Source organism: Streptomyces sp. NPDC019224 (assembly GCF_040632605.1).
Taxonomy (GTDB): Bacteria; Actinomycetota; Actinomycetes; order Streptomycetales; family Streptomycetaceae; genus Streptomyces.
The window spans coordinates 1-18,528 of record NZ_JBEYCF010000083.1; the positions used below are offsets into that span (position 1 = coordinate 1).

The 18,528-nt window shown below is 72.1% G+C and carries 17 protein-coding genes; 7 read left to right on the forward strand and 10 right to left on the reverse strand.

Annotated elements, in window-relative coordinates:
• Positions 1–70: 70 nt before the first annotated feature.
• Positions 71–910 carry a DUF1206 domain-containing protein gene (locus ABZ564_RS31630; protein ID WP_360862791.1) on the reverse strand — a complete coding sequence of 280 codons (840 nt, stop codon included), beginning with the start codon at positions 908–910 and terminating at the stop codon, positions 71–73.
• 459 nt (positions 911–1,369) lie between these two features.
• On the opposite strand from ABZ564_RS31630, the gene ABZ564_RS31635 reads away from it, so the two are divergent.
• Positions 1,370–1,534 (forward strand): hypothetical protein, encoded by a 165-nt coding sequence (locus tag ABZ564_RS31635; RefSeq protein WP_360862793.1) that lies wholly within the window; start codon positions 1,370–1,372, stop codon positions 1,532–1,534.
• Positions 1,535–1,603: 69 nt separating this feature from the next.
• Here ABZ564_RS31635 and ABZ564_RS31640 read toward each other — a convergent pair whose 3' ends face one another.
• The 3 genes from ABZ564_RS31640 to ABZ564_RS31650 all read right to left on the reverse strand — a co-directional run bounded on the left by ABZ564_RS31640 (position 1,604) and on the right by ABZ564_RS31650 (position 4,328).
• Positions 1,604–2,590, reverse strand: coding sequence for a helix-turn-helix transcriptional regulator (locus ABZ564_RS31640; protein ID WP_360862816.1), 987 nt, complete (start codon positions 2,588–2,590; stop codon positions 1,604–1,606).
• Positions 2,591–2,858: 268 nt separating this feature from the next.
• Complete coding sequence (locus ABZ564_RS31645; protein WP_360862795.1) at positions 2,859–3,305, reverse strand: hypothetical protein; 447 nt, start codon at positions 3,303–3,305, stop codon at positions 2,859–2,861.
• A gap of 93 nt (positions 3,306–3,398) precedes the next feature.
• The gene (locus ABZ564_RS31650; protein ID WP_360862796.1) at positions 3,399–4,328 is read right to left on the reverse strand and encodes a hypothetical protein; all 930 of its coding nucleotides are present in this window, start codon (positions 4,326–4,328) and stop codon (positions 3,399–3,401) included.
• A gap of 135 nt (positions 4,329–4,463) precedes the next feature.
• On the opposite strand from ABZ564_RS31650, the gene ABZ564_RS31655 reads away from it, so the two are divergent.
• Positions 4,464–5,486 carry a helix-turn-helix domain-containing protein gene (locus ABZ564_RS31655; protein ID WP_360862798.1) on the forward strand — a complete coding sequence of 341 codons (1,023 nt, stop codon included), beginning with the start codon at positions 4,464–4,466 and terminating at the stop codon, positions 5,484–5,486.
• A 17-nt stretch (positions 5,487–5,503) separates the two neighbouring features.
• Here ABZ564_RS31655 and ABZ564_RS31660 read toward each other — a convergent pair whose 3' ends face one another.
• The 3 genes from ABZ564_RS31660 to ABZ564_RS31670 form a co-directional block, all read right to left on the reverse strand.
• Entirely contained in the window at positions 5,504–6,448 is a 945-nt protein-coding gene (locus ABZ564_RS31660; RefSeq protein ID WP_360862800.1) for a ParB N-terminal domain-containing protein, read from the reverse strand.
• Positions 6,449–6,597: 149 nt separating this feature from the next.
• Entirely contained in the window at positions 6,598–8,223 is a 1,626-nt protein-coding gene (locus ABZ564_RS31665) for a D-aminoacylase (protein ID WP_360862801.1), read from the reverse strand.
• A gap of 43 nt (positions 8,224–8,266) precedes the next feature.
• The gene (locus tag ABZ564_RS31670) at positions 8,267–9,556 is read right to left on the reverse strand and encodes an alanine racemase (protein WP_360862803.1); all 1,290 of its coding nucleotides are present in this window, start codon (positions 9,554–9,556) and stop codon (positions 8,267–8,269) included.
• Positions 9,557–9,656: 100 nt separating this feature from the next.
• Here ABZ564_RS31670 and ABZ564_RS31675 point away from each other — a divergent pair, with 100 nt between their 5' ends.
• The 3 genes from ABZ564_RS31675 to ABZ564_RS31685 all read left to right on the forward strand — a co-directional run bounded on the left by ABZ564_RS31675 (position 9,657) and on the right by ABZ564_RS31685 (position 12,120).
• On the forward strand, positions 9,657–10,880 hold the full coding sequence (locus ABZ564_RS31675) for a sugar kinase (RefSeq protein WP_360862805.1): 1,224 nt from the start codon (positions 9,657–9,659) through the stop codon (positions 10,878–10,880).
• Between the two features lie 64 nt (positions 10,881–10,944).
• A complete protein-coding gene (locus tag ABZ564_RS31680; protein WP_360862806.1) occupies positions 10,945–11,703 on the forward strand; it encodes an IclR family transcriptional regulator in 759 nt (252 codons plus the stop codon).
• Between the two features lie 6 nt (positions 11,704–11,709).
• Entirely contained in the window at positions 11,710–12,120 is a 411-nt protein-coding gene (locus ABZ564_RS31685; protein WP_360862808.1) for a RidA family protein, read from the forward strand.
• A 17-nt stretch (positions 12,121–12,137) separates the two neighbouring features.
• Here the strand turns inward: ABZ564_RS31685 and ABZ564_RS31690 are convergent, their stop codons facing one another.
• The gene (locus ABZ564_RS31690) at positions 12,138–14,408 is read right to left on the reverse strand and encodes a protein kinase (RefSeq protein WP_360862810.1); all 2,271 of its coding nucleotides are present in this window, start codon (positions 14,406–14,408) and stop codon (positions 12,138–12,140) included.
• Between the two features lie 203 nt (positions 14,409–14,611).
• Positions 14,612–16,342 carry a glycoside hydrolase family 18 protein gene (locus ABZ564_RS31695; protein ID WP_360862811.1) on the reverse strand — a complete coding sequence of 577 codons (1,731 nt, stop codon included), beginning with the start codon at positions 16,340–16,342 and terminating at the stop codon, positions 14,612–14,614.
• Between the two features lie 332 nt (positions 16,343–16,674).
• Here ABZ564_RS31695 and ABZ564_RS31700 point away from each other — a divergent pair, with 332 nt between their 5' ends.
• Complete coding sequence (locus ABZ564_RS31700) at positions 16,675–17,511, forward strand: hypothetical protein (protein WP_360862818.1); 837 nt, start codon at positions 16,675–16,677, stop codon at positions 17,509–17,511.
• A 66-nt stretch (positions 17,512–17,577) separates the two neighbouring features.
• A complete protein-coding gene (gene cpaB / locus ABZ564_RS31705) occupies positions 17,578–18,291 on the forward strand; it encodes a Flp pilus assembly protein CpaB (protein WP_360862813.1) in 714 nt (237 codons plus the stop codon).
• A 13-nt stretch (positions 18,292–18,304) separates the two neighbouring features.
• Here cpaB and ABZ564_RS31710 read toward each other — a convergent pair.
• Positions 18,305–18,528, reverse strand: a 224-nt coding sequence (locus tag ABZ564_RS31710; protein ID WP_360862815.1) for a zinc ribbon domain-containing protein, incomplete at its 5' end; no start/stop codon positions are given.

Genomic DNA, 18,528 nt, shown 5'->3' on the forward strand with positions numbered 1-18,528 from the left:
CGCGTGGCCGGGGTTTTCGTGGGGGGGGGGGGGGCCGCCCGCCCCCCCCCCCTCTCACGCGTCACCCGGTTCAGAGCTTGCGCCACCGGGCGTTCGCGAGGGAGAACAGGCCGAAGGCGACCAGGCCCGCCGCGATGAGGCCCAGCAGCCACGGGCCGGCCGGAGTGGTGCTGAAGGACCGCAGGGTGTCGTCCATGCCCCTGGCCTCGCCGGAGCGTGCCTTCACCGCCGCCGAGACCGCGAAACCTCCCGCGACCGCGAAGACGAGCCCGCGGCTGACACCGCCGAAGACGCCGGTGGTGTCCACGGCCCGGCGCATGGTCCGCGACATGTCGCCCATCCGCAGGTGCTTGTGGAACGTGTGCAGCGCCGCGCGGCCCGCGATCCACAGGCCCGCACAGGCGATGCCCACCCCGGCCGCGCCCACCAGCCAGCGCCCGCCGGGCATGTCCAGCACCCGGGCGGTGACGTCCCGCGAGCGGGCGTCGCCCTGGCCGCTGCCGCTGCCCTTGTCACCGGCGGCGAACATCAGGACCGAGTAGGACACGAAGGCGTAGAAGACGGCGCGTCCGCCCGAGGCCAGCCGCTTGGTCGCCTTGTGCCCGTCCGGGCCCGCCGCGCCGAAGGCCGCCTCGGACAGCCGCCACAGGGCCATGCCCGCCAGCGCGACGCCCAGGACCCAGAGCAGCACATGGCCGAAGGGCTTCTGTGCGATCTCCGCGAGCGCACCGCCCCGGTCCGCCTGCTTTCCGCCGTCGCCGAACGCGATGTGCAGGGCGAGGAAGCCGACCAGGAAGTAGATGACCCCGCGTGCCGCGAACCCCGCCCGGCCGGCCGCCTCCACGGCTGTGCTGTTTCCGGCCTGTCGCGCCTTTCCGTGACTCCTCGAGGCTGCCGCAGAGATATCCATGACACCCGGTTGCCCTGGCTGCGGTCGGGGAAACCGGTGCGCCCCCGCCGCCGGGGCCCTCGACCGGGCGCGCCGACCGCCCCGGCCGGGTACCGGAAGCGCACGTACAGCCGCAACGGGGGCGTCTAACCCCTCGGGGGAGAGTGGGCCTGGAGGGGCTCGGTCCGCCGCCCTTCCGGCTCGTCGACCGTCCCTTCGACCGGAGCCGTATGGGCTTGTACGGTGCCGAAGTCCTGACGCCGAAGACCCTGCGAGGCGCGGCAGGATCCTGCAGGGAGGTTGGCAGGAGGCTGCCGCGCCGGACCCACCCGGCGCCGGTGTCACGGCTGCCAGACTGGCGCGGAGCTGTTCACCCATGACACCCGGCTGTACGAGGCCCGGGTGCCGGGCGGAGTGAGGGAAGACATGATGAGTGCGATCTTCGGCGGGACGCGTGGAATCGTTGCGGGAGCGGCTCTCGTGACCCTCGCACTGACCGGGGCAGCCTGGTCCGTCACCGGAGCCGAGGGCCGGGTGGGCGGTGCGGGGGCCGAGGTGCGGCAGTTGGCCGACTCACCCCTGGACGCCCCGTGCCGTGGCCCGATCAACGGATGGCAGGACAAGCCGCCCGTCAGCTGCACCTGAGCGGGACGGAGCGGCCGCCGGGACCTGGGATCGCCGATGTCCCGGGCGGGTGCGGGAGCCGAGGGCACCTCAGACCCAGCCGCGCTCCCGGGCGAGCAGCGCCGCATGGGCGCGGTTCTCCGCGCCCAGCAGCTGCATCAGATCCGAGATGTGGCGACGATAGGTACGCAGGGCGACGCCCGCCTCCCGCGCGCCGATCTCGTCCTTGCCGACCGTGCACATCAGACGCAGCACCTTCCCCTGGGTCTCTGTGAGTCCCGAACCGCCCGTCTCCTCGCCGCGCTGTTCGAGCAGGGACGTGAGGTCGTCCGCCCCTGCCCAGAGCCGTTCGAAGTTGTTCACGACGGTGGTGACGATTCCCTCCTCCTGTGAACACAGAGCCCCTTTGGCCGTGTTGGCGGGGTCCAGGGGCACCAGTGCGGTGTGGTGGTCGTACACGAGCATCAGTTCGTTCAGTTCGTCGAGCACCCTGATCCGCGCACCCGCCGCGGTGAGTTCCGTGAGATAGGCGCGAGTGGGGCCGTCCTCCAGGGCGGCCCTGCGGATCAGGCTGCGGCAGCTGACGCCGCGACGCAGACAGCGCATGTCCAGCGGCCGGGAGTTTTCGATGTTCTCGGGCGTGAGCGCGTCGTAGGGCTCGGCGGCGAGCACTTCCTCCCGCGCGAAGAAGGCCAACTCGTCGAGGCGCGTACGGATCGCCTCCAGTCCGGTGATCCGCTCGACCGACCGCCGGTCCTCGCCCGAATCGGGCTCGGGTATCTCGCGTCCCAGCGAGTCGAGCAGGGGGCGCAGATGGGTCAGCGACCGGATGTCGTCGTAGAGCTCCTCGAGCCGTTGCTCTGCGAGACGCGCGACCACGAGCTCGGGCTCGCAGGCCCGGGTCACGCCGTCGACGTCCTGAATGATCTTCAGTTCACGCAGCCGCCGGACGGAGCGGCGGGTCGGTTCGGCCTCGTGACGGAGCAGGACGTGGATGTCCTCCACGTCGATGCCGGGGTTGCGGAGCAGGTGCCGGTAAACGTCTTCCTCGATGCTCGACAACCCGAGTACGAGCATTTTGTACTCAGTCAATGAGGGCACTCCGTGTGAACCGTTCGGCCTGGGGCGGCCGAGTGATCTCCAGATCCTCGACGGAGTGTATGAGTGGGGCAAGTACGCGGTAAAGCTTCCGTGGGGCCGGGCCAGGGGCAGAGCGGACACGGGGTGAGAGCCAATGGGGGCAGGGGAGTTGATGGTGGGACGCGCCCCGGCCCGCCGGGAACAGGCCGGCGGGCCGGGGCGGTTCGGCACGGGTGCGGGGCGCGGTGCGTTTCGGACCTGAAGGTCAGACCGCCCAGTTGGAGCAGCTGGAGTGGGCGGACCACTTGTGGCTGCTGATGCTGTTGTTCGCGGAGTAACCAGTGGTGAAGTAGTCGTCGGTCAGGTTCGAGGCGTAGCCCTCGGCCCTGCTGAGACAGATGTACCCGCCGCCGCCCGAACCGGTGCCGTTGTAGAACGCGACCTCGTAGTTGACGCCCTTGTTGAGGATCGATGACGCCCTGTTGGTGTCGGAGCCCTGGAAGCTGCCGGCGGAGTCGCCCCAGTCCAGGTCGTCGCCCTTGGCGTGACCGAGATGTCCGCTGCAGTTGATGCTGTCGTAGGCGTACATGTAGCCGGACAGTGCTGCGGACTTGGCGCTGGCGCAGCCCGCGGCCTCGGCGGCCGAAGCGGGGACGACGGCGCCGAGCGATGCCACGGCGATGGTCGTCAGGGCGATGAGTGCCTTGCGCATGGACAGTTCTCCTTCATCTCAGGTGCTCGGAACGATCCGCGGCCGCTGTGCCGCGGAAATCTTTGGGTGACTTTGAATTCCGGGAGAGCGGACTCACCGGTTCTTGAGATCTCGGGCTCGGGCGAGTGCGGTAAGCCGCATGCGCTGGTAGGCGGAATTCTCCGTGGCGTACTTCTTCAGAAGTTTCGAACGGTACTGGGTCTCCATGTCGCGCGCGATCCGCCCCAGGGATGTCCTGGAGGAGCATCCGGCATCGGTCACCGCGAGTGCGATGTCGAACTCGCGGGCTTCCCGAGAATTCATATGCGCGGTGGCTGCGTCTCGCTTCGCCCCGAGTTCCTCCGGGGAGGAGAAGGGCCTGCCTGCTTCCTCCATGCAGGACGACCAGGCGGCGACCGCCTTTTTCAGCCGATCGGCCGCGAGGATTTCTGGCACATAGATCGGTGTCAGGCTCGTCACGGTCTTCTTGGCCTTGAACCACTTCTCTGCGTCCCCGTAGAGCCGGGTTCGCGTTTCCGCCCAGCAGCCTTTCCTGGGGGTCTCGACGGTGCCGCCGGCGGGTAGTTCGACCCGCACGACGTCGTCGTAGTCGCCGTCGAGGGCCAGGCTGTAGCGGATGCGGTCCTGTTGCGGAAGCGAGTTGGGGTACCGGACGTTGGGGCTCTCCCCGCGTGCCTTCTCCGCCGCTTCGTCGAAGGGCCGGCCGTAGCCGTACTTTTTGGCCCACGCCACGTCGTCGTTCGCGTAGCGGCCGACTCTGCGCGCATCGGCACTCGTCACCGGCTCGACCCAGTACTTGAAACCCCTGTTCTCCATGCACGCCTTGACAAGGATCTGCTCGGCCTTCTCGATTTCCCTCTCCTCGGGCACGGTGAGATCCCGGAGCTTACTGTCCGAAATGGCGACGGTCTCCCCTTTCGGACGCTCCGTGGAGTTCGTCCCGCCACCCGTCCCCGATCCACAGCCCGCAGTGATGCAGGCTGCTGCCGCGACTGCTACGGAGATGGAAACCTTCCGCCTCATGTGATGCGAGCTCCCCTACATCTGATGCGGCGCGCCGACCGCGTTCAATTGCCCTGCAAGTATCGAGGGGGCGAGTATGCGGGCACAGAGTTTTCGGTTCTGCTTAAAAAGCGCAGGAACGCCAGGGGGAGGAAGATGCTTCGTATCCATTTCACCGCCGCGGATCTGGTCCGGATCCGGATGACGCCGGCGCCCGACCCGCTGTGGGAGGTCTGTCTGAGCCTCCATCGGCTGCGCGCCGGTCAACGGCGCCGGACCTACGCCCCCTGGTACCGCACGGCGCGGGTCCGGCTGCACGAGGAAGGCCTCGCGAGCCGGGTCCGGAACCTGCTGCTCCCACTCGTTCCGCGAAGCGGCTACTTCCCCGACTTCCTCACCCCGGCCGAGTCCGCCGAAGGGCTCGAAGCCGGGCTGCGGGGAATCATCGCGGCGGCCCCGGACCGGGTGCTGGAGGAGACGAGACGGCTCACCGTCGGCGGCGGCCCCTCGTGGGCCGCCCGGCTCGGAGGGCGAGAGGACCGGGCCCATCTGGTCCGGACCCTTCGCGCCTACCACGACACGGTCATAGCCCCCCACAGCGAGGAGATTCACGCCCTGTTCGAGGCCGAACGGTCCATTCGCGCCCGGACCTTGCTCGACGGGGGGATCGACAGGCTGCTCCGGACACCGGGCGGTGCGCAGTGGAAGCCGCCCGTGCTGCACCTCGGTTACCCGGTGGACCGCGATCTCCACCTGGACGGACGAGGCCTCCGGCTGATCCCTTCCTACTTCTGCTGGGGCAGTCCGGTGACCCTCCTCGACCCGGAACTGGAGCCCGTCCTCGTGTATCCCCTGAAGCACGGAGAACCCCAGCCGACTCACGGGGGCCAAGGCCCGGGGGAGCCGCTCGCGGCTCTTCTGGGACGCACCCGGGCCGCCGTACTGCGCGCCGCCGCCTCCAGGACCGGCGCCACGACGGGCGAACTCGCCCGTTTCACGGGGATCTCCGACTCGTCGGCCAGTCAGCACGCCACCGCGCTGCGCAATGCCGGCCTGCTGGTCAGCCACCGTCATTCCGCGTCCGTACTGCACACGCTGACCCCGCTGGGGTCCTCCTTGCTGACGGCCGGAAGGCCGGCGGGCCGGGTGCGCGGCCCGATCGGCGCAGCGGTGGGATGAGGCCGCGGGAGGGGGAGTCAGGCCACGCTGTCCGCATCCGAGACGACGCACTCCCCGAAACGCGTCCACCCTTCCGCGCACGCCCGGGCGATCAGGCCCAGGGACTCCCGCGAGTGGTCCGCCGTCGCCCCGGCGATCGTCTCGGCCTGCTCGGTGAAGGCCAGCGTCGCGGCCGCGAGACGCAGCAACGCCCGGCCCTGACCGCTGTACTTCAATGACGGATCCCGGATGAGGCGGGACAGCTCACCTCTGATCGTCTGCGGGCAGAGGGCTGGCGCGGCGGGACCCGCAGCCGGTGCGGGCCCCGCGACCCGGGGCGGGAGGGGGGCGGCCGAACCGGTCTCCTCCGCCAGTCTCCGACGTACGTCCAGTGCCGTACCCACGGAGATACCGGCCTGTTGCGCCACCGTCCGCAGGCTCGCCTGCGGGTTCTGCCGCATGATCTCCGCCGCGATCCGGCGTCCGGCCTGCGCCGAGAGGGGCCGGCGCCGGCCGTCCCGGCCCGTCCGGACGTCCGACTGCTGCTCGTCACCGGTTGAACGCCGGAGCCGCAGCGCGGCGACCGTGCGGGGGGCCATTCCGCAGATCGCCGCTATCCACCGGTCCGACCGGTCCGGATGCGAGCTCAGGATCCGTTCCGCGGCATTCGAGCGCTCATGACCGGCGAGGGGCAGCCCCTGTCCGGTGTTGACGCGGACGGCGGCGACGAAGGCCTCCGCGTCGGACCCGTCGAACCAGCGCACGGGAAGCATCCGCGCGCCGCGCAACCTGGCGGCGGCGAGACGATGCCGTCCGTCCACGATCCGCATCGTCGAACGCTGCACCAACAGGGGAGGAAGGTCGTCGAGGTTCTCGGCGAGCAATTGGACGTGGGCGAGGTCGAGCCCTCTCAGCCTCGGTGAGTCCCCTGCGCCGAGATCCGTGACCGGGACCATGACGGGGGCTCCGTCGGTCTGTGCCATCGAAGTCTCCTCCGAACCGTGCGTGTGCTGAGCCCGACGGCACTACGATTCCACCCCGCCCCGGCCGCGGAACGCGGCCGCGATGGCATCTTCCGGTGCGGCGCTGGCAGGATCCGGTCACCGGGCGGCCCCGAACGCGGGTCTCCCGCTCAGCCCCGCCGGCGGCCCCCGCCCCGCACGGACCGCCCCGCCAGCACCTGTGTGCGCCGGCCGTCCTCGATCACGAAGCGGCCGTCGATCAGCACGTGCGGGATGCCGTACGGCAGGGCGCGGGGCTCGTCGAACGTCGAGCCCGCCGCCACCGTCGCCGGGTCGAAGAGGACCAGGTCGGCGCGGTAGCCCTCGCGTACGAACCCCCGGTCGGGGAGCCGCAGCCGGGCCGCCGGGCGGGAGGTGAGGTGGGCGACGCACTCCTCGGGGGAGAGGACGCCCAGCTCGCGTGCGTAACGCCCCAGGTAGTGGGGAAAGGTGCCGTACGCGCGGGGGTGCGGCTTGTCGCCCTGGAGGATGCCGTCGCTGCCGCCCGTGTGCACGCGGTGGCGCATGATCTGCCGGACGTTCTCCTCGTGGCCCACGTGCTGGAGGATCGTCGTCCCGAGCCGGTCCTCCACCAGCAGCCGCCGCGCGGTCGCCCAGGGCTCCTCGCCGCGCAGCCGCGCGGATTCGGCGACCGTACGACCGACGTATCCGGACGACGCGGGCTCGCTGACGCCCGCGATCTCGATGGTGTCCCACTCGATCGGCACCCCGTGGCAGCCGTCCGACCCGACCACCTCCAGGTCGTGGCGGATGCGGGCGGCCGTGTCCGGGTCGGCCAGCCGGGCCAGGACCGCTTCCGGGCCGCCCTCGCTCGCCCAGCTGGGCAGCATCGCGACGAGGGTGGTGGAGCCGGGGGTGTACGGGTAGGTGTCGAGGGAGATGTCGGCGCCCGCCTCGAGCGCGTCGTCCAGGAGGGCGAGCAGCTCCGGCGCGCGGCCCTTGTTCACTCCGAAGTTCATGGTCGCGTGGGCGAGGTGCAGGGAACAGCCCGCGCTGCGGGTGAGCCGCACCATCTCCTCGTACGCCTCCAGCGCGCCGGCGCCGTACGAGCGGTGGTGCGGGCAGTAGTAGCCGCCGTGCGCGGCCACCACCCGGCAGAGTTCGGTGAGTTCGGCGTCGTCCGCGTACATGCCGGGGGTGTAGGTGAGGCCCGACGACATGCCGACGGCGCCCTCGCGCATGCCCTGGTCGACGAGTCGGCGCATCCGGTCCAGTTCGGCGGCGGTGGCGGGCCGGTCGTCCCAGCCGACCGCGTACATCCGGACCGTGCCCTGCGGGATCAGGTAGGCGGCGTTGACGGCGATGCCCTGCCCGCCGAAGTTGCGGTCGAGGCGGTCGAGGTAGCCGCCGACGGTGCGCCAGTCGAAGTCGATGTCCGTGCCGTCGCCGTTCCACCCGGAGATGGTGCGGCGGACCTGGGCGAGCGTGCGGTCGTCCACGGGGGCGTACGACAGGCCGTCCTGGCCCAGGACCTCCAGCGTGACGCCCTGCGCGGCCTTCGCGCTGTGGTCGGGGTCGCGCAGCAGCGCCAGGTCGCTGTGGGCGTGCATGTCGATGAAGCCGGGGGACAGGGCGAGGCCGCCGGCGTCCAGGGTGCGGCTTCCCGTGGGGCGGGGGCCGGGGGAGTCCTCGCGGTGGATCTCCGCGATGCGGCCGTCGGTGACGGCCACGTCGGCGCGGTACGAGGGGCTCGCGGTGCCGTCGATGACGCGGGCGTCGCGGATGACGAGGTCCATGGGGTGCCTTAATCGCCGGAGGCGCTCGGAACGCTCGGAACGCTCAGAAGAACGTGCGGACGAAGTCGGTGACCGTGCCGTCCGCCTCCACGAGCGGGATCAGCTGCCACTTGTCGAAGCTCGTGCACGGGTGGGACAGACCCATGCCCACCCAGTCCCCGACCTCCAGCCGGGCGCCCTCGTCCGTGCGCACCCAGGTGTGCTGGTCCGACAGGCCCGTGACGGTGATGCCCTCGGCCGCCCGCACCGAGCCGTCCCGCCCCGAGCGCACCACCTGCGCCTCGGGCAGGTCCAGGTCGTAGGCCGCGTCCCGCTTGCCGGCGTTGAGGAACGCCTGCCCGGCGGACGGGCGCGACACGACCTGCGCCCACAGCCGGAACGCGGGCCGCAGCGCGCCTTCCTCCGGGACGCGGTTGAACGGCGTGAGGTGGCGGTAGTGGCCGTCGTCGTGCGAGACGTACGCCCCCGAGCGCAGCAGCTTGAGTACGGGGGCGGAGAGCTCCGGGATCCCGGCGAACACGTCCGCCACCGCGTCGAACCACGCGCTGCCGCCCGCGCTGATCACGATGCGCTCGCCGGCCCCCAGCGCGGCGAAGCGGCCCGCCGCGTCGAAGCCGGCGGCCAGTGCGACGAGCCGGCGCAGCCAGTCCCGGACCCGCTCGCCGGACGCCTCCGGCACCTCGCCCTCGTACCCCGCCACGCCCACCAGGCGCAGGGTCGCCGCCCCCGCCACCGCGTCCGCCACGGCGGCGCAGTCCGCCTCGGTCCTGGCGCCGGTGCGCGCGCCCTCGCCCGCGCCCAGCTCCACCACCACGTCGACCGGGCGGGAGGCGCCCGCCGCGCGCAGGGCCTCGTCCATCAGCTCCACCCCGCGTACGGAGTCGACGTAACAGACGAAGGAGAAGTCCGGGTCGGCGTCCAGCTCGCCCGCGAGCCAGCGCAGCGCGGCGGCGTCGACCAGCTCGTTGGCGAGGAAGATCCGGCCGATCCCGAACGCGCGGTAGACGCGCGCCTGGTGGGGAACCGCGGCCGTGATGCCCCACGCGCCGTGCTCCAGCTGGCGGGCGAACAGCTGCGGGGACATCGAGGTCTTGCCGTGCGGGGCGAAGGCGAGTCCGTGGCGCTCGGCGTAGGTCTCCAGCAGCGCGAGGTTGTGCGCGACGGACTCGGCGGACAGGGCGAGGACCGGGGTGGTGAACCCGCCGGTGAAGAGGTTGCGGCGCTCGGCGGCCAGGGCACCGGCGGTCAGGCCCTCGGCGTCGGGCGGGAGGCCCTTGAACCGGTGGTCGACCGGTTCGTCGGCGAGAGCGGTCACGTGGTGCGTGGCGGCCATGGGGTCTCCTCGGTCCGGTCGGCGATGCGATTGCAGCATATGCAACGCCCATTGCGTATGTCGCTCATGGCTGTCTAACATCCGAGCCGACGCCCGGTCAATGGTGAGTGCCGGTGCCGCCGCCCGTCGTCCGACCTCCGAGGAGCCCCGCGTGTCCGGAACCACGCCCAGGACCGGTACCGGCGCCGCGACCCCCGAGGCCGTGTGCCTCGGTGAGTCCATGGTGACGTTCCTGCCCTCGCGGCCCGGGCGCCTCGCCGACGTGCCGTCCTTCGGCCGGGGGATCGGCGGCGCCGAGTCCAACGTGGCCTGCGCGCTCGCGGCGGCCGGGCACCGGACGGCCTGGGTGAGCCGGGTCGGGGCGGACGGCTTCGGCGACCACCTCGTGGAGGCGGTCGCCGCGTACGGGGTGGACACGTCCTTCGTGCGGCGCGATCCGCACCGGCCCACCGGGATCTACTTCCGCACGGCCACGGACCGGGCCGCGGAGGTCCACGAGGTGGCGTACTACCGGGCGGGGTCCGCGGCCTCCGCGATGTCGCCGGGCAACGTCCCGCACGAGGCCCTGCTCGCCGGCCGGGTCCTGCACCTCTCCGGCATCACCGCCGCGCTGTCCGCCGACTGCCTGGCCCTGCTGCGCGAGCTGACGGCCGTGCGGCCGGGGCGGCCCCTGATCTCGTTCGACGTCAACCACCGGCCGGGGCTGTGGCGGGGGACGGACACGTCCCCCCGGGTCCTGCTGGAGCTGGCCCGCCGGGCGGATCTCGTCTTCGTCGGTGAGGACGAGGCGGAGGAGGCGTGGGGGATCGTGGGAGCGGAGGCGATCCGCGCGGCGATGCCGGAGCCGGCGATGGTGGTGGTGAAGCGGGGGGCCGAGGGTGCGACGGTGTTCTCCGTCGCCGGACGGGCCGAGGACGAGCCCCTCCGGCGATTGAGGAGCGGGGCCCGGGGCGGAGCCCCGGTTCGGGAAGGGGCGGGGCGGGGAGAGGCTCCGCGCAGCGGACAGTACCCCGGTGCCGCCGCGGCCGGTGACAGCGTCACCCACGTCCCCGCCCTCCGCGTCGACGTCGTCGCCCCCGTCGGCGCCGGCGACGCCTTCGCCGCCGGGTTCCTCTCCGCCACCCTCCGCGGGCTCCCCGTCCGCACCCGCGCCCGGCACGGTCACCTGATGGCCGCCGCCGTCCTCACCGTGCCCGGCGACCTCACCGAGCCGCCCGCCCGCGACCGGGCCGACCGGCTCGCCGCCCTCGACGACGCCGCCTGGGGGAGACTGCGTCTCGGCCCCGGCTGGACGGGGGACGACACGGAGGTACGTACGACATGAGCGAGCGACTCGACAAGAGGGGCGTCACCGGCGAAGGCCGGGCCGAGGACAGCGGGGCACGCGCATGAGTCAGACCGTCGACCGGGCGCTGAGCATCCTGCCGCTCCTCGCCCAGGGGCCCGCCGATCTCGGGCAGGTCGCCGACCGTCTCGGCGTCCACAAGTCCACCGCGCTGCGCCTGCTCCGCACGCTCCACGAGCACGGCCTCGTCCACCGGCAGCAGGACCAGCGCTACCGCCTCGGCTCCCGGCTGTTCGCGCTCGCGCAGGAGGCCGTCGAGAACCTCGACGTACGCGAGATCGCCCACCCGCACCTCGTCGAGCTGAACGGGCACTGCGGGCACACCGTCCACCTCGCCGTATACGAGGAGAACGAGGTCCTCTACATCGACAAGGTCGAGAGCCGCTACCCGGTCCGCATGTACTCGCGGATCGGCAAGCCCGTCGCGATCACCGTCGCCGCCGTGGCCAAGCTGCTCCTCGCCGACCTGAGCGAACCCGAGCGGCGCGCCATCGCCGACAGGCTCGACTACCCCATGTACACGTCCCGTTCGACGCCCGGCGCCGCCGCGTTCCTCAAGGAGCTCGCCGCCGTACGCGAACAGGGCTGGGCCGCCGACCTCGGCGGCCACGAGGAGTCCATCAACTGCGTCGCCGCCCCCATTCGCGGCGCCGACGGGCGCGTCGTCGCCGCGATGTCGGTCTCCGCGCCGAACGTGGTCGTCACGGCCGAGGAACTCCTCACCCTGCTCCCCCTGGTCCGTCGCACCGCCGACACCATCAGCCGGGAGTACTCCGGCAGCAACCGACCCGAGAAAGCCTGATCCCCGATGACCGACAAGACCGCGCTCACCCCCAGCACCCACACCACCCCGCCGGCGAAGTTCTCGCACGGCGTGCGCAAGGGCAACATCCTCCAGGTCGCCGGCCAGGTCGGCTTCCTGCCCGCCGTGGAGGGCCAGGCGCCCACCCCGGCCGGCCCCACCCTGCGCGAGCAGACCCTCCAGACCTTCGCCAACGTCAAGGCGATCCTGGAGGAGGGCGGCGCGAGCTGGGACGACGTGATGATGATGCGCGTCTACCTCACGGACGTGGACCACTTCGCCGAGATGAACGAGATCTACAACGCGTACTTCGCCGAGCAGGGCCTCAAGGAGGCGCCCGCCGCGCGCACCACGGTCTACGTCGGCCTCCCCAAGGGCCTGCTCATCGAGATCGACGCCCTCGCCGTGCTGGGCTGAGCCCGTACGCGTACGGGTCAGGCCGCCGAGGCGCAGATGATGCTGCGGCCCTGGTTGACCTGCCAGTACCAGAACCGCTCGCCGGGCCCCGCCGGGCAGGTCCAGCTCTGGCCTGCCTTCGGGGCCCGGTAGAAGCCGGTGATCCGCAGGATCGACTGGCCCGCCTTCGGCACCTTCGACGCGCTGCAGCGCCACACCACCGTCAGGTCCGCGTTGGTCGCCCCGTTGACGTCGGCCGGGAAGCACTGGCCCGCCCGGTACACCCGGTCCAGGCACAGTGTCCGCGTGATCCCGTCGTCGCCCGACCGGCTCCACCAGGTGAAGCCCGCCCCCCTGGAGCAGGAGCTGGAGGCGCCGGTGCGGGTGCTGACCCGGTTGACGTGCATGTACGCGTTCGAGGAGCCGCAGCTCACCCGGATCGGGCGGCCGGCGCTCATGTTGTCGTAGCCGTCGTTGTACACGTTGAGGCAGTCGCCCGCGTGCACGGCGGCGAACGCGCGGTCCGTGGCGTCCATGGTGGGTCTCGGCCTCGGGGTCGGCCGCCGGGTCGGCGTGGGGGTGGGGGTCGGCCTCGGGTCCTTGGTGACGGTGTCGTCGGAGTCGGAGTCGGAGTCGGAGTCGGACGGGTTCCTGTCCGTCGAGCCGCCGCCGCTCCCGGTGTCCGTGTCGGTGCCCGTGCTGTCGTCGGTGTGCGTGTCGAGGCCGCTGCCCGAGGTGACGGAACCGGACGCGCTGCCGCCGCCCGTCGAGCCGCCCGTCCCCTCCCACGGCTGCCACGTCAGCAGCGCGGCCACGACGGCCAGCGCGAGCAGCCAGCCCAGGGTCGGGGTACCGGACGACGAGCCGGTGCGCGCGGGCCGGGGGCCGGCCGGGCCGGGGGTGGGCGAGGTGGCCCGGACCCGGGCGGCACGGTCCCGCTCGGCGCGCTCGCGCTCCGCCCGTTCCCGGGCGGCGCGCTGTCGGGCCGCCCGTTCCCGCTCGGCGCGCTCGCGCTCGGCCCGTTCCCGGGCGGCGCGGGCCCGGGCGGCGCGCTCGGCCTCCAGACGGGCCGCCTCGCGCCGGGCCGCCTCCTGCCGCGCGGCCTCGCGCCGGTCCGCCTCCGCGCGTTCCCGTTCGGCCCGCCGGGCCGCCTCGGCCCGGTCCCGTTCCGCCCGCTCGGCCTGCTGCCGCGCGAGGCGTTCGGCCTCCTCGCGCTCCGACTGTTCGCGTTCGGCGCGCTGGCGCTCGGCCAGGTGCGCGAGGGCCGCCATCTCGCGGCGGGTGCGGTCGCGGTCGGCCCTGGCCTGCCGCTCCGGCGAGTAGACCAGGGTCGGGGGCGGCGGCGGGACGACGCGCGTGCGCCGGGTGACGGTCGGGGCGTGGGACGGGTCCGTCGAGCGGCCGGCGGCCCACTCCAGGCCCTGGTTCGCGTACGCGTCGATCAGCGCCGTCCAGCGCGGCGGCAGCCACCGGGCGCCGCTCGTCGTCGTCGGCAGCCCGGCCTGCTGCTCCCGGAAGCGGGCGAGCAGCTCGGCGGGGGCCGGGCGGTGCCGGGGCTCCGCGGCCAGGCAGGGCCGGATCGTCGCGACCAGTTCCTTGGGCAGGCCGGTCAGGTCGAGCTCGCCGCGCTGTACCCGGGCCAGCAGCCGCAGGGTGTCGCCGTCCGCGCGGTAGGGCGGCCGGCCGGTGGCGAGCAGGAAGAGCGTCGCGCCCAGCGAGTACACGTCGGACGCGGCCGTGGACTCCTCGCCGCGCGCCTGCTCCGGCGAGGTGAAGGCGATCGTGCCCAGCGTGAGGCCGGTCAGGGTGAGGTCGCTGGCGTGCGAGATGCCGAAGTCGATGACCCGGGGCCCGTCCAGCGGCAGCAGCACGTTCTGCGGCTTCACGTCGCGGTGGACGATCCCCACCCCGTGCAGGGTCACCAGGGCCTGGGCGGTGCCGGCCGCGATCCACCGTACGGCCGAGGCGGGCAGCACCCCGCAGGAGCGCACCAGTTCGGAGAGCGGGGGCGCGGCGATGTAGTCGATGGCCATCCAGGGGCGTTCGGCGGCCGGGTCGGCGTCCCGTACGCGCGCGGTGAAGGCGCTGTCCACCCGCTGGGCGACCGCCACCTCACGGGCGAAGCGCCGCCGGTCGGTGTCGCTGACCCGGCCCTCCGCGAGCAGCGTCTTCACGGCGACGAGCCCCTGGCCGCCCCGGGCCAGATAGATCCGGCCCATGCCGCCCGACGCCAGCCGCCCCAGCAGCAGGTACGGCCCGAGCGTCACCGGATCGTCCCCGCCCAGCGCTTCGATCCGCGCCCCGGCCATGTCATTCCCCCTGTCGCCCAGCACCGCGCCCCACAACGGTGCCACGTACCGGCGCGGACAGCCATGCGGTGAGGCAACTCTCGTACAGGACTGTTGCGTTACCGGTGCGGAGGCCGGGCGCCCGGGTGCCGGCCTGCCCTGTCCCGTACACGCAGCAGCGCCGCCGGGGGAGCGGCGGCGCTGCTGGTCCTGGGGGGTGTGGTTTACGGCAGGCCGTGGACGTGCGGGCCGACCGCGTTCGACCAGGCGTTGCCGGCCGTGGCGTCCCAGTTCGTCGACCAGGTCATCGCGCCGCGCAGGCCGGGGTAGGTCTTCGAGGGCTTGAAGCTGCCGCAGTTGGTGCCCTTGGCCAGGCAGTCCAGGGCCGCGTTCACGACCGACGGGGCGACGTAGCCGCTGCCCGCGCCCCGGGTGGAGGCGGGGACGCCGAGGCCGACCTGCGAGGGGTCGAGGCCGCCCTCCAGCTGGATGCAGGCGAGCGCGGTGAGGAAGTCCACCGAGCCCTGCGAGTAGACCTTGCCGTCGCAGCCGAGCATCGAACCGCTGTTGTAGTACTGCATGTTGACGACGGTCAGGATGTCCTTGATGTTGAGCGCCGTCTTGAAGTACTCGCCCGCCGTGGACTGCATGTCGATGGTCTGCGGGGCCATCGTGATGACGAGGCCGGAGCCCGCCTTCTGCGACAGCGAGCGCAGCGCCTTCGTCATGTACGTGGAGTTGAGGCCGTTCTCCAGGTCGATGTCGACGCCGTTGAAGCCGTACTCCTGGATGAGCGCGTAGACGGAGTTGGCGAAGTTGGCCGCGGACGCGTCGCTGTTGACGGAGACCGAACCCTTCTCGCCGCCGACCGAGATGATGACGTTCTTGCCGGCCGCCTGCTTGGCCTTGATGTCGGCCTTGAACTGGGCGACGGTGTAGCCGTTCAGGCCGGCCGTGTCCAGGTTGAAGGTGACGGCACCGGGCGTGGCCGTCGCGTCGGCGAAGGAGACCGCGATGATGTCGTAGTTCGCGGGCACGTCGCTGAGCTTCTGGACGGTCGCGCCGTTGTTGAAGTTCTGCCAGTAGCCGGTGACCGCGTGCTTCGGCACGGAGGTTCCGGGGTTGGGCTCGCCGCCGCCGGACTTGGCGGTGCGGCCGCTGACGGTCGCGGACTTCACGGACTCACCGGCCGCGTTGGTGGCGGTGACCGCGAACTGGTAGGCGGTGTCGGCCGCGAGACCGGTGACGGTCGCCGAGGCGCCGGTGGAGGTGGTGGCCTTCACGCCGTCCTTGTAGACGGTGTAGCCGGTCGCGCCGGAGACCGCGTTCCAGGACAGGTTGATGGAGGACGTGGTGGCCGTGCCGACCGCCAGTCCGGCCGGGGCGCCGGGGATCGACGGGCCGGGGTCGGTGCCGCCGCCGCCGTCGGGGCCGGTGACCGAGAAGTCGTCGACGAGGTAGGCGGCCTGTCCGTACCAGCCGTGTGTGTAGACGGTGACGGACGTGGTGTTCGCGCCGGTCGTGAAGCTGGTCCTCAGCTGCGTCCAGCCGGTGGAGCCGGGTGTCCACGTCGAGACGTCGGTGGTCCCGGTGCCGCTGGCCCCCAGGTAGGCGTAACCGCCCTGGACCCAGGAGCTGAGCTGGTACGTGGAGTTGGGCTTGACGGCCACGGTCTGCGAGCACTTGGCGTTGTCCTGGCCGGCCGGGGTGGCCTTGAGGGCGGAGGTGCCGCCGTGCACGGGGGAGGAGACGGTGGCGCCGGAGTTTCCGGAGCACGTCCAGTTGGCGAGACCCGATTCGAAGCCGGCGTTCCTGGCGACGTTGACGTCGGCGGCCTCGGCGCTGGTCACGAGTCCGGTGAGGGTCAGGGCGCCGGCGGCGACGACGGCCACGGCGGAGCCGAGGACCGGGCGGGTACGGCGTCTCCTGCGGCTCGGTGCGGGGGAACGATCCACTTGCTGCCTCCGGGGGAAGTCGGGGATGGCGGGGGGACGGCACGGGGGGTGCCGGGGGTGTGGAATCGAGGAACGGTGGCCACCGCTGGCCGATAAACTGGTCCAGACCAATCGAGTTGTCAAGACCTCTGGCGGTGTCCGGTCTCCGGGAAGCCGCCGAAGACCTCATCACCCGTGCTCCGCGGGCTTCTTGAAAGTGTTCTCTGTCCTGCCGTACGTGGATAAAGTGCTCAGGCGGGAGCATCCGAGCGGAAGCCCCCGGCAGGAGCGATTGCGGCCGGCGGTACGCGGCGGCCCGAGGAACGGGGAACGGCGTGCCGACAGCCATAGCAGTGACCGGTCCTGGCCTCGTGCTGCCCCCGCAGGACCAGCAGACGCCCCCGGCGGTCGTCCTGCGCGCCCCCGGCGAACAGTCCCTCGACCAGGCGATCGCCGACATGCAGCTCCTCCTGGAGCAGCACGGACACGTCATCGCCGTCTATCCGTCCGGCATCCCGGCCGCGCACGAGCGCCGCCTGCACACCGTCCGCTCGGTGCTGGAGAGCGACCGGATCGCCCTGCTCAAGTCGGATCTTCCGCCGCTCGGCGTGGCCGTACTGGTGCGCCAGTTACGGCAGTTGTCCGTCTGCGACTTCAGCGCCGGCGTGATCGCGTCCGCCGCCAGGCTGCTGTCCCACTACGTGTACGCCGGGGCGCTGCTCAACTCCGTGACCCGGCTGGACCGGGTGCCGGTCGGCCTCAAGTCGCACGCCAAGTCCTGGCTTCCCGGCTCGCAGTTCGGAGTGCTGGCCAACCCCGGACCCCAGCTGGTCAGGATCGGTACGGGTGAGCTGGCCGGCCCCCGGTTCGCCACGGATCTCCTCGTCGCCCGGGGGCAGTCGCAGTCCGAGTGGGTGACCGGGACCCTGGCCCCGGCCTGGCAGGTGCGGGCGGTGCACGAGGCGGTGCTGCCCGACGAGTCGCCCGGCTGGTGGGGCACCTCGAAGATGATCGAGTTCGCCGCCTTCCTGCCCGACGTCTCGCTGATCCACCAACTGGTCTCCTCGGTGCGCAGAGAGGTCTGCACCTGGTGCGGAAACGAACTCATCGGCGACCGCTGCGGCCTGTGCAACGCCCCGCTGAACCCGCCCGAGACCCGCACCCGCGGACCCGCCGCCCTGAGCCCCTGAGGCCCCCCGGCAGCCCCGCCCCGCTCCGCCCGTCGGCCCACACACCCCAACGAGGTTGCTCCGCACATGAATTCACGGCAACGCCGCGGCGTCATCCTGCTCCTCCTGTCGGTCCTGTGCGCCCTGGCGGCCTTCGCCGGCGTGCTCTCGGTGATCGGTGACGTGAACTCGAAGGTCGGCCCCGAGGTGACCGCGTACCGGGTGAAGACCACCATCGAGCCCTACCGGCCCCTGGAGGCGAGCCAGTTCGAGAAGATCTCGATGCCGGAGCGCTGGCTCTCCGGGAACGCCGTCACCGACCTCTCCGCCCTCCGCGGCAAGATCGCGGTCACCGAACTGCACAAGGGGTCCCTCCTCCAGGACGACATGCTGGTCGACCGCCCCGAGCTGGAGAAGGGCCAGCAGGAGATCGCCATCATGATCGACGCGGCGACCGGCGTCGCCGGCAAGATCAGGCCCGGCAACCTCGTCAACATCTACGCCACGTTCGCGGGCCGCACCGAGAAGGACAGCCCCACCTCCCGCGTCATCGTGGCCAACGCCAAGGTCATCGACGTCGGCCGGCTCACCTCCCTCGAACCCGACCCGGAGGACCGCGCCGACGGCCCCACCGAGGCCGTCCCGATCACCTTCGCCCTGGACACCGACGACGCCCAGCGCGTCGCCTACGCGGAGTCCTTCGCCGAACACGTCCGCCTCGCCCTGCTCCCCGACGACAGCCCGACCACCCTGCGCCCGGGCGAGGGCAGCTACAACCTCGACGAAGACAAGAACAATTGACATCCTCCCCGCCCTAGAGAAGGGCGGGGATTCCTGGCTCACGTTGGCCGGGGACCTGCGGTCCGCCGGCTCTTACACGATCGGCACCAGCCGGGTTGAGACCAGCCCGGACCAGCATCACGCGGGCGGAGTTCTTGTCCCTGGGGGACGAGATCCCGCATGCGGTGCAGGTGTAGGTACGTTCCGAAAGGGGAAGTGCGTGCTTGGTTCTCGCTCCGCACGACGCGCAGTCCATGG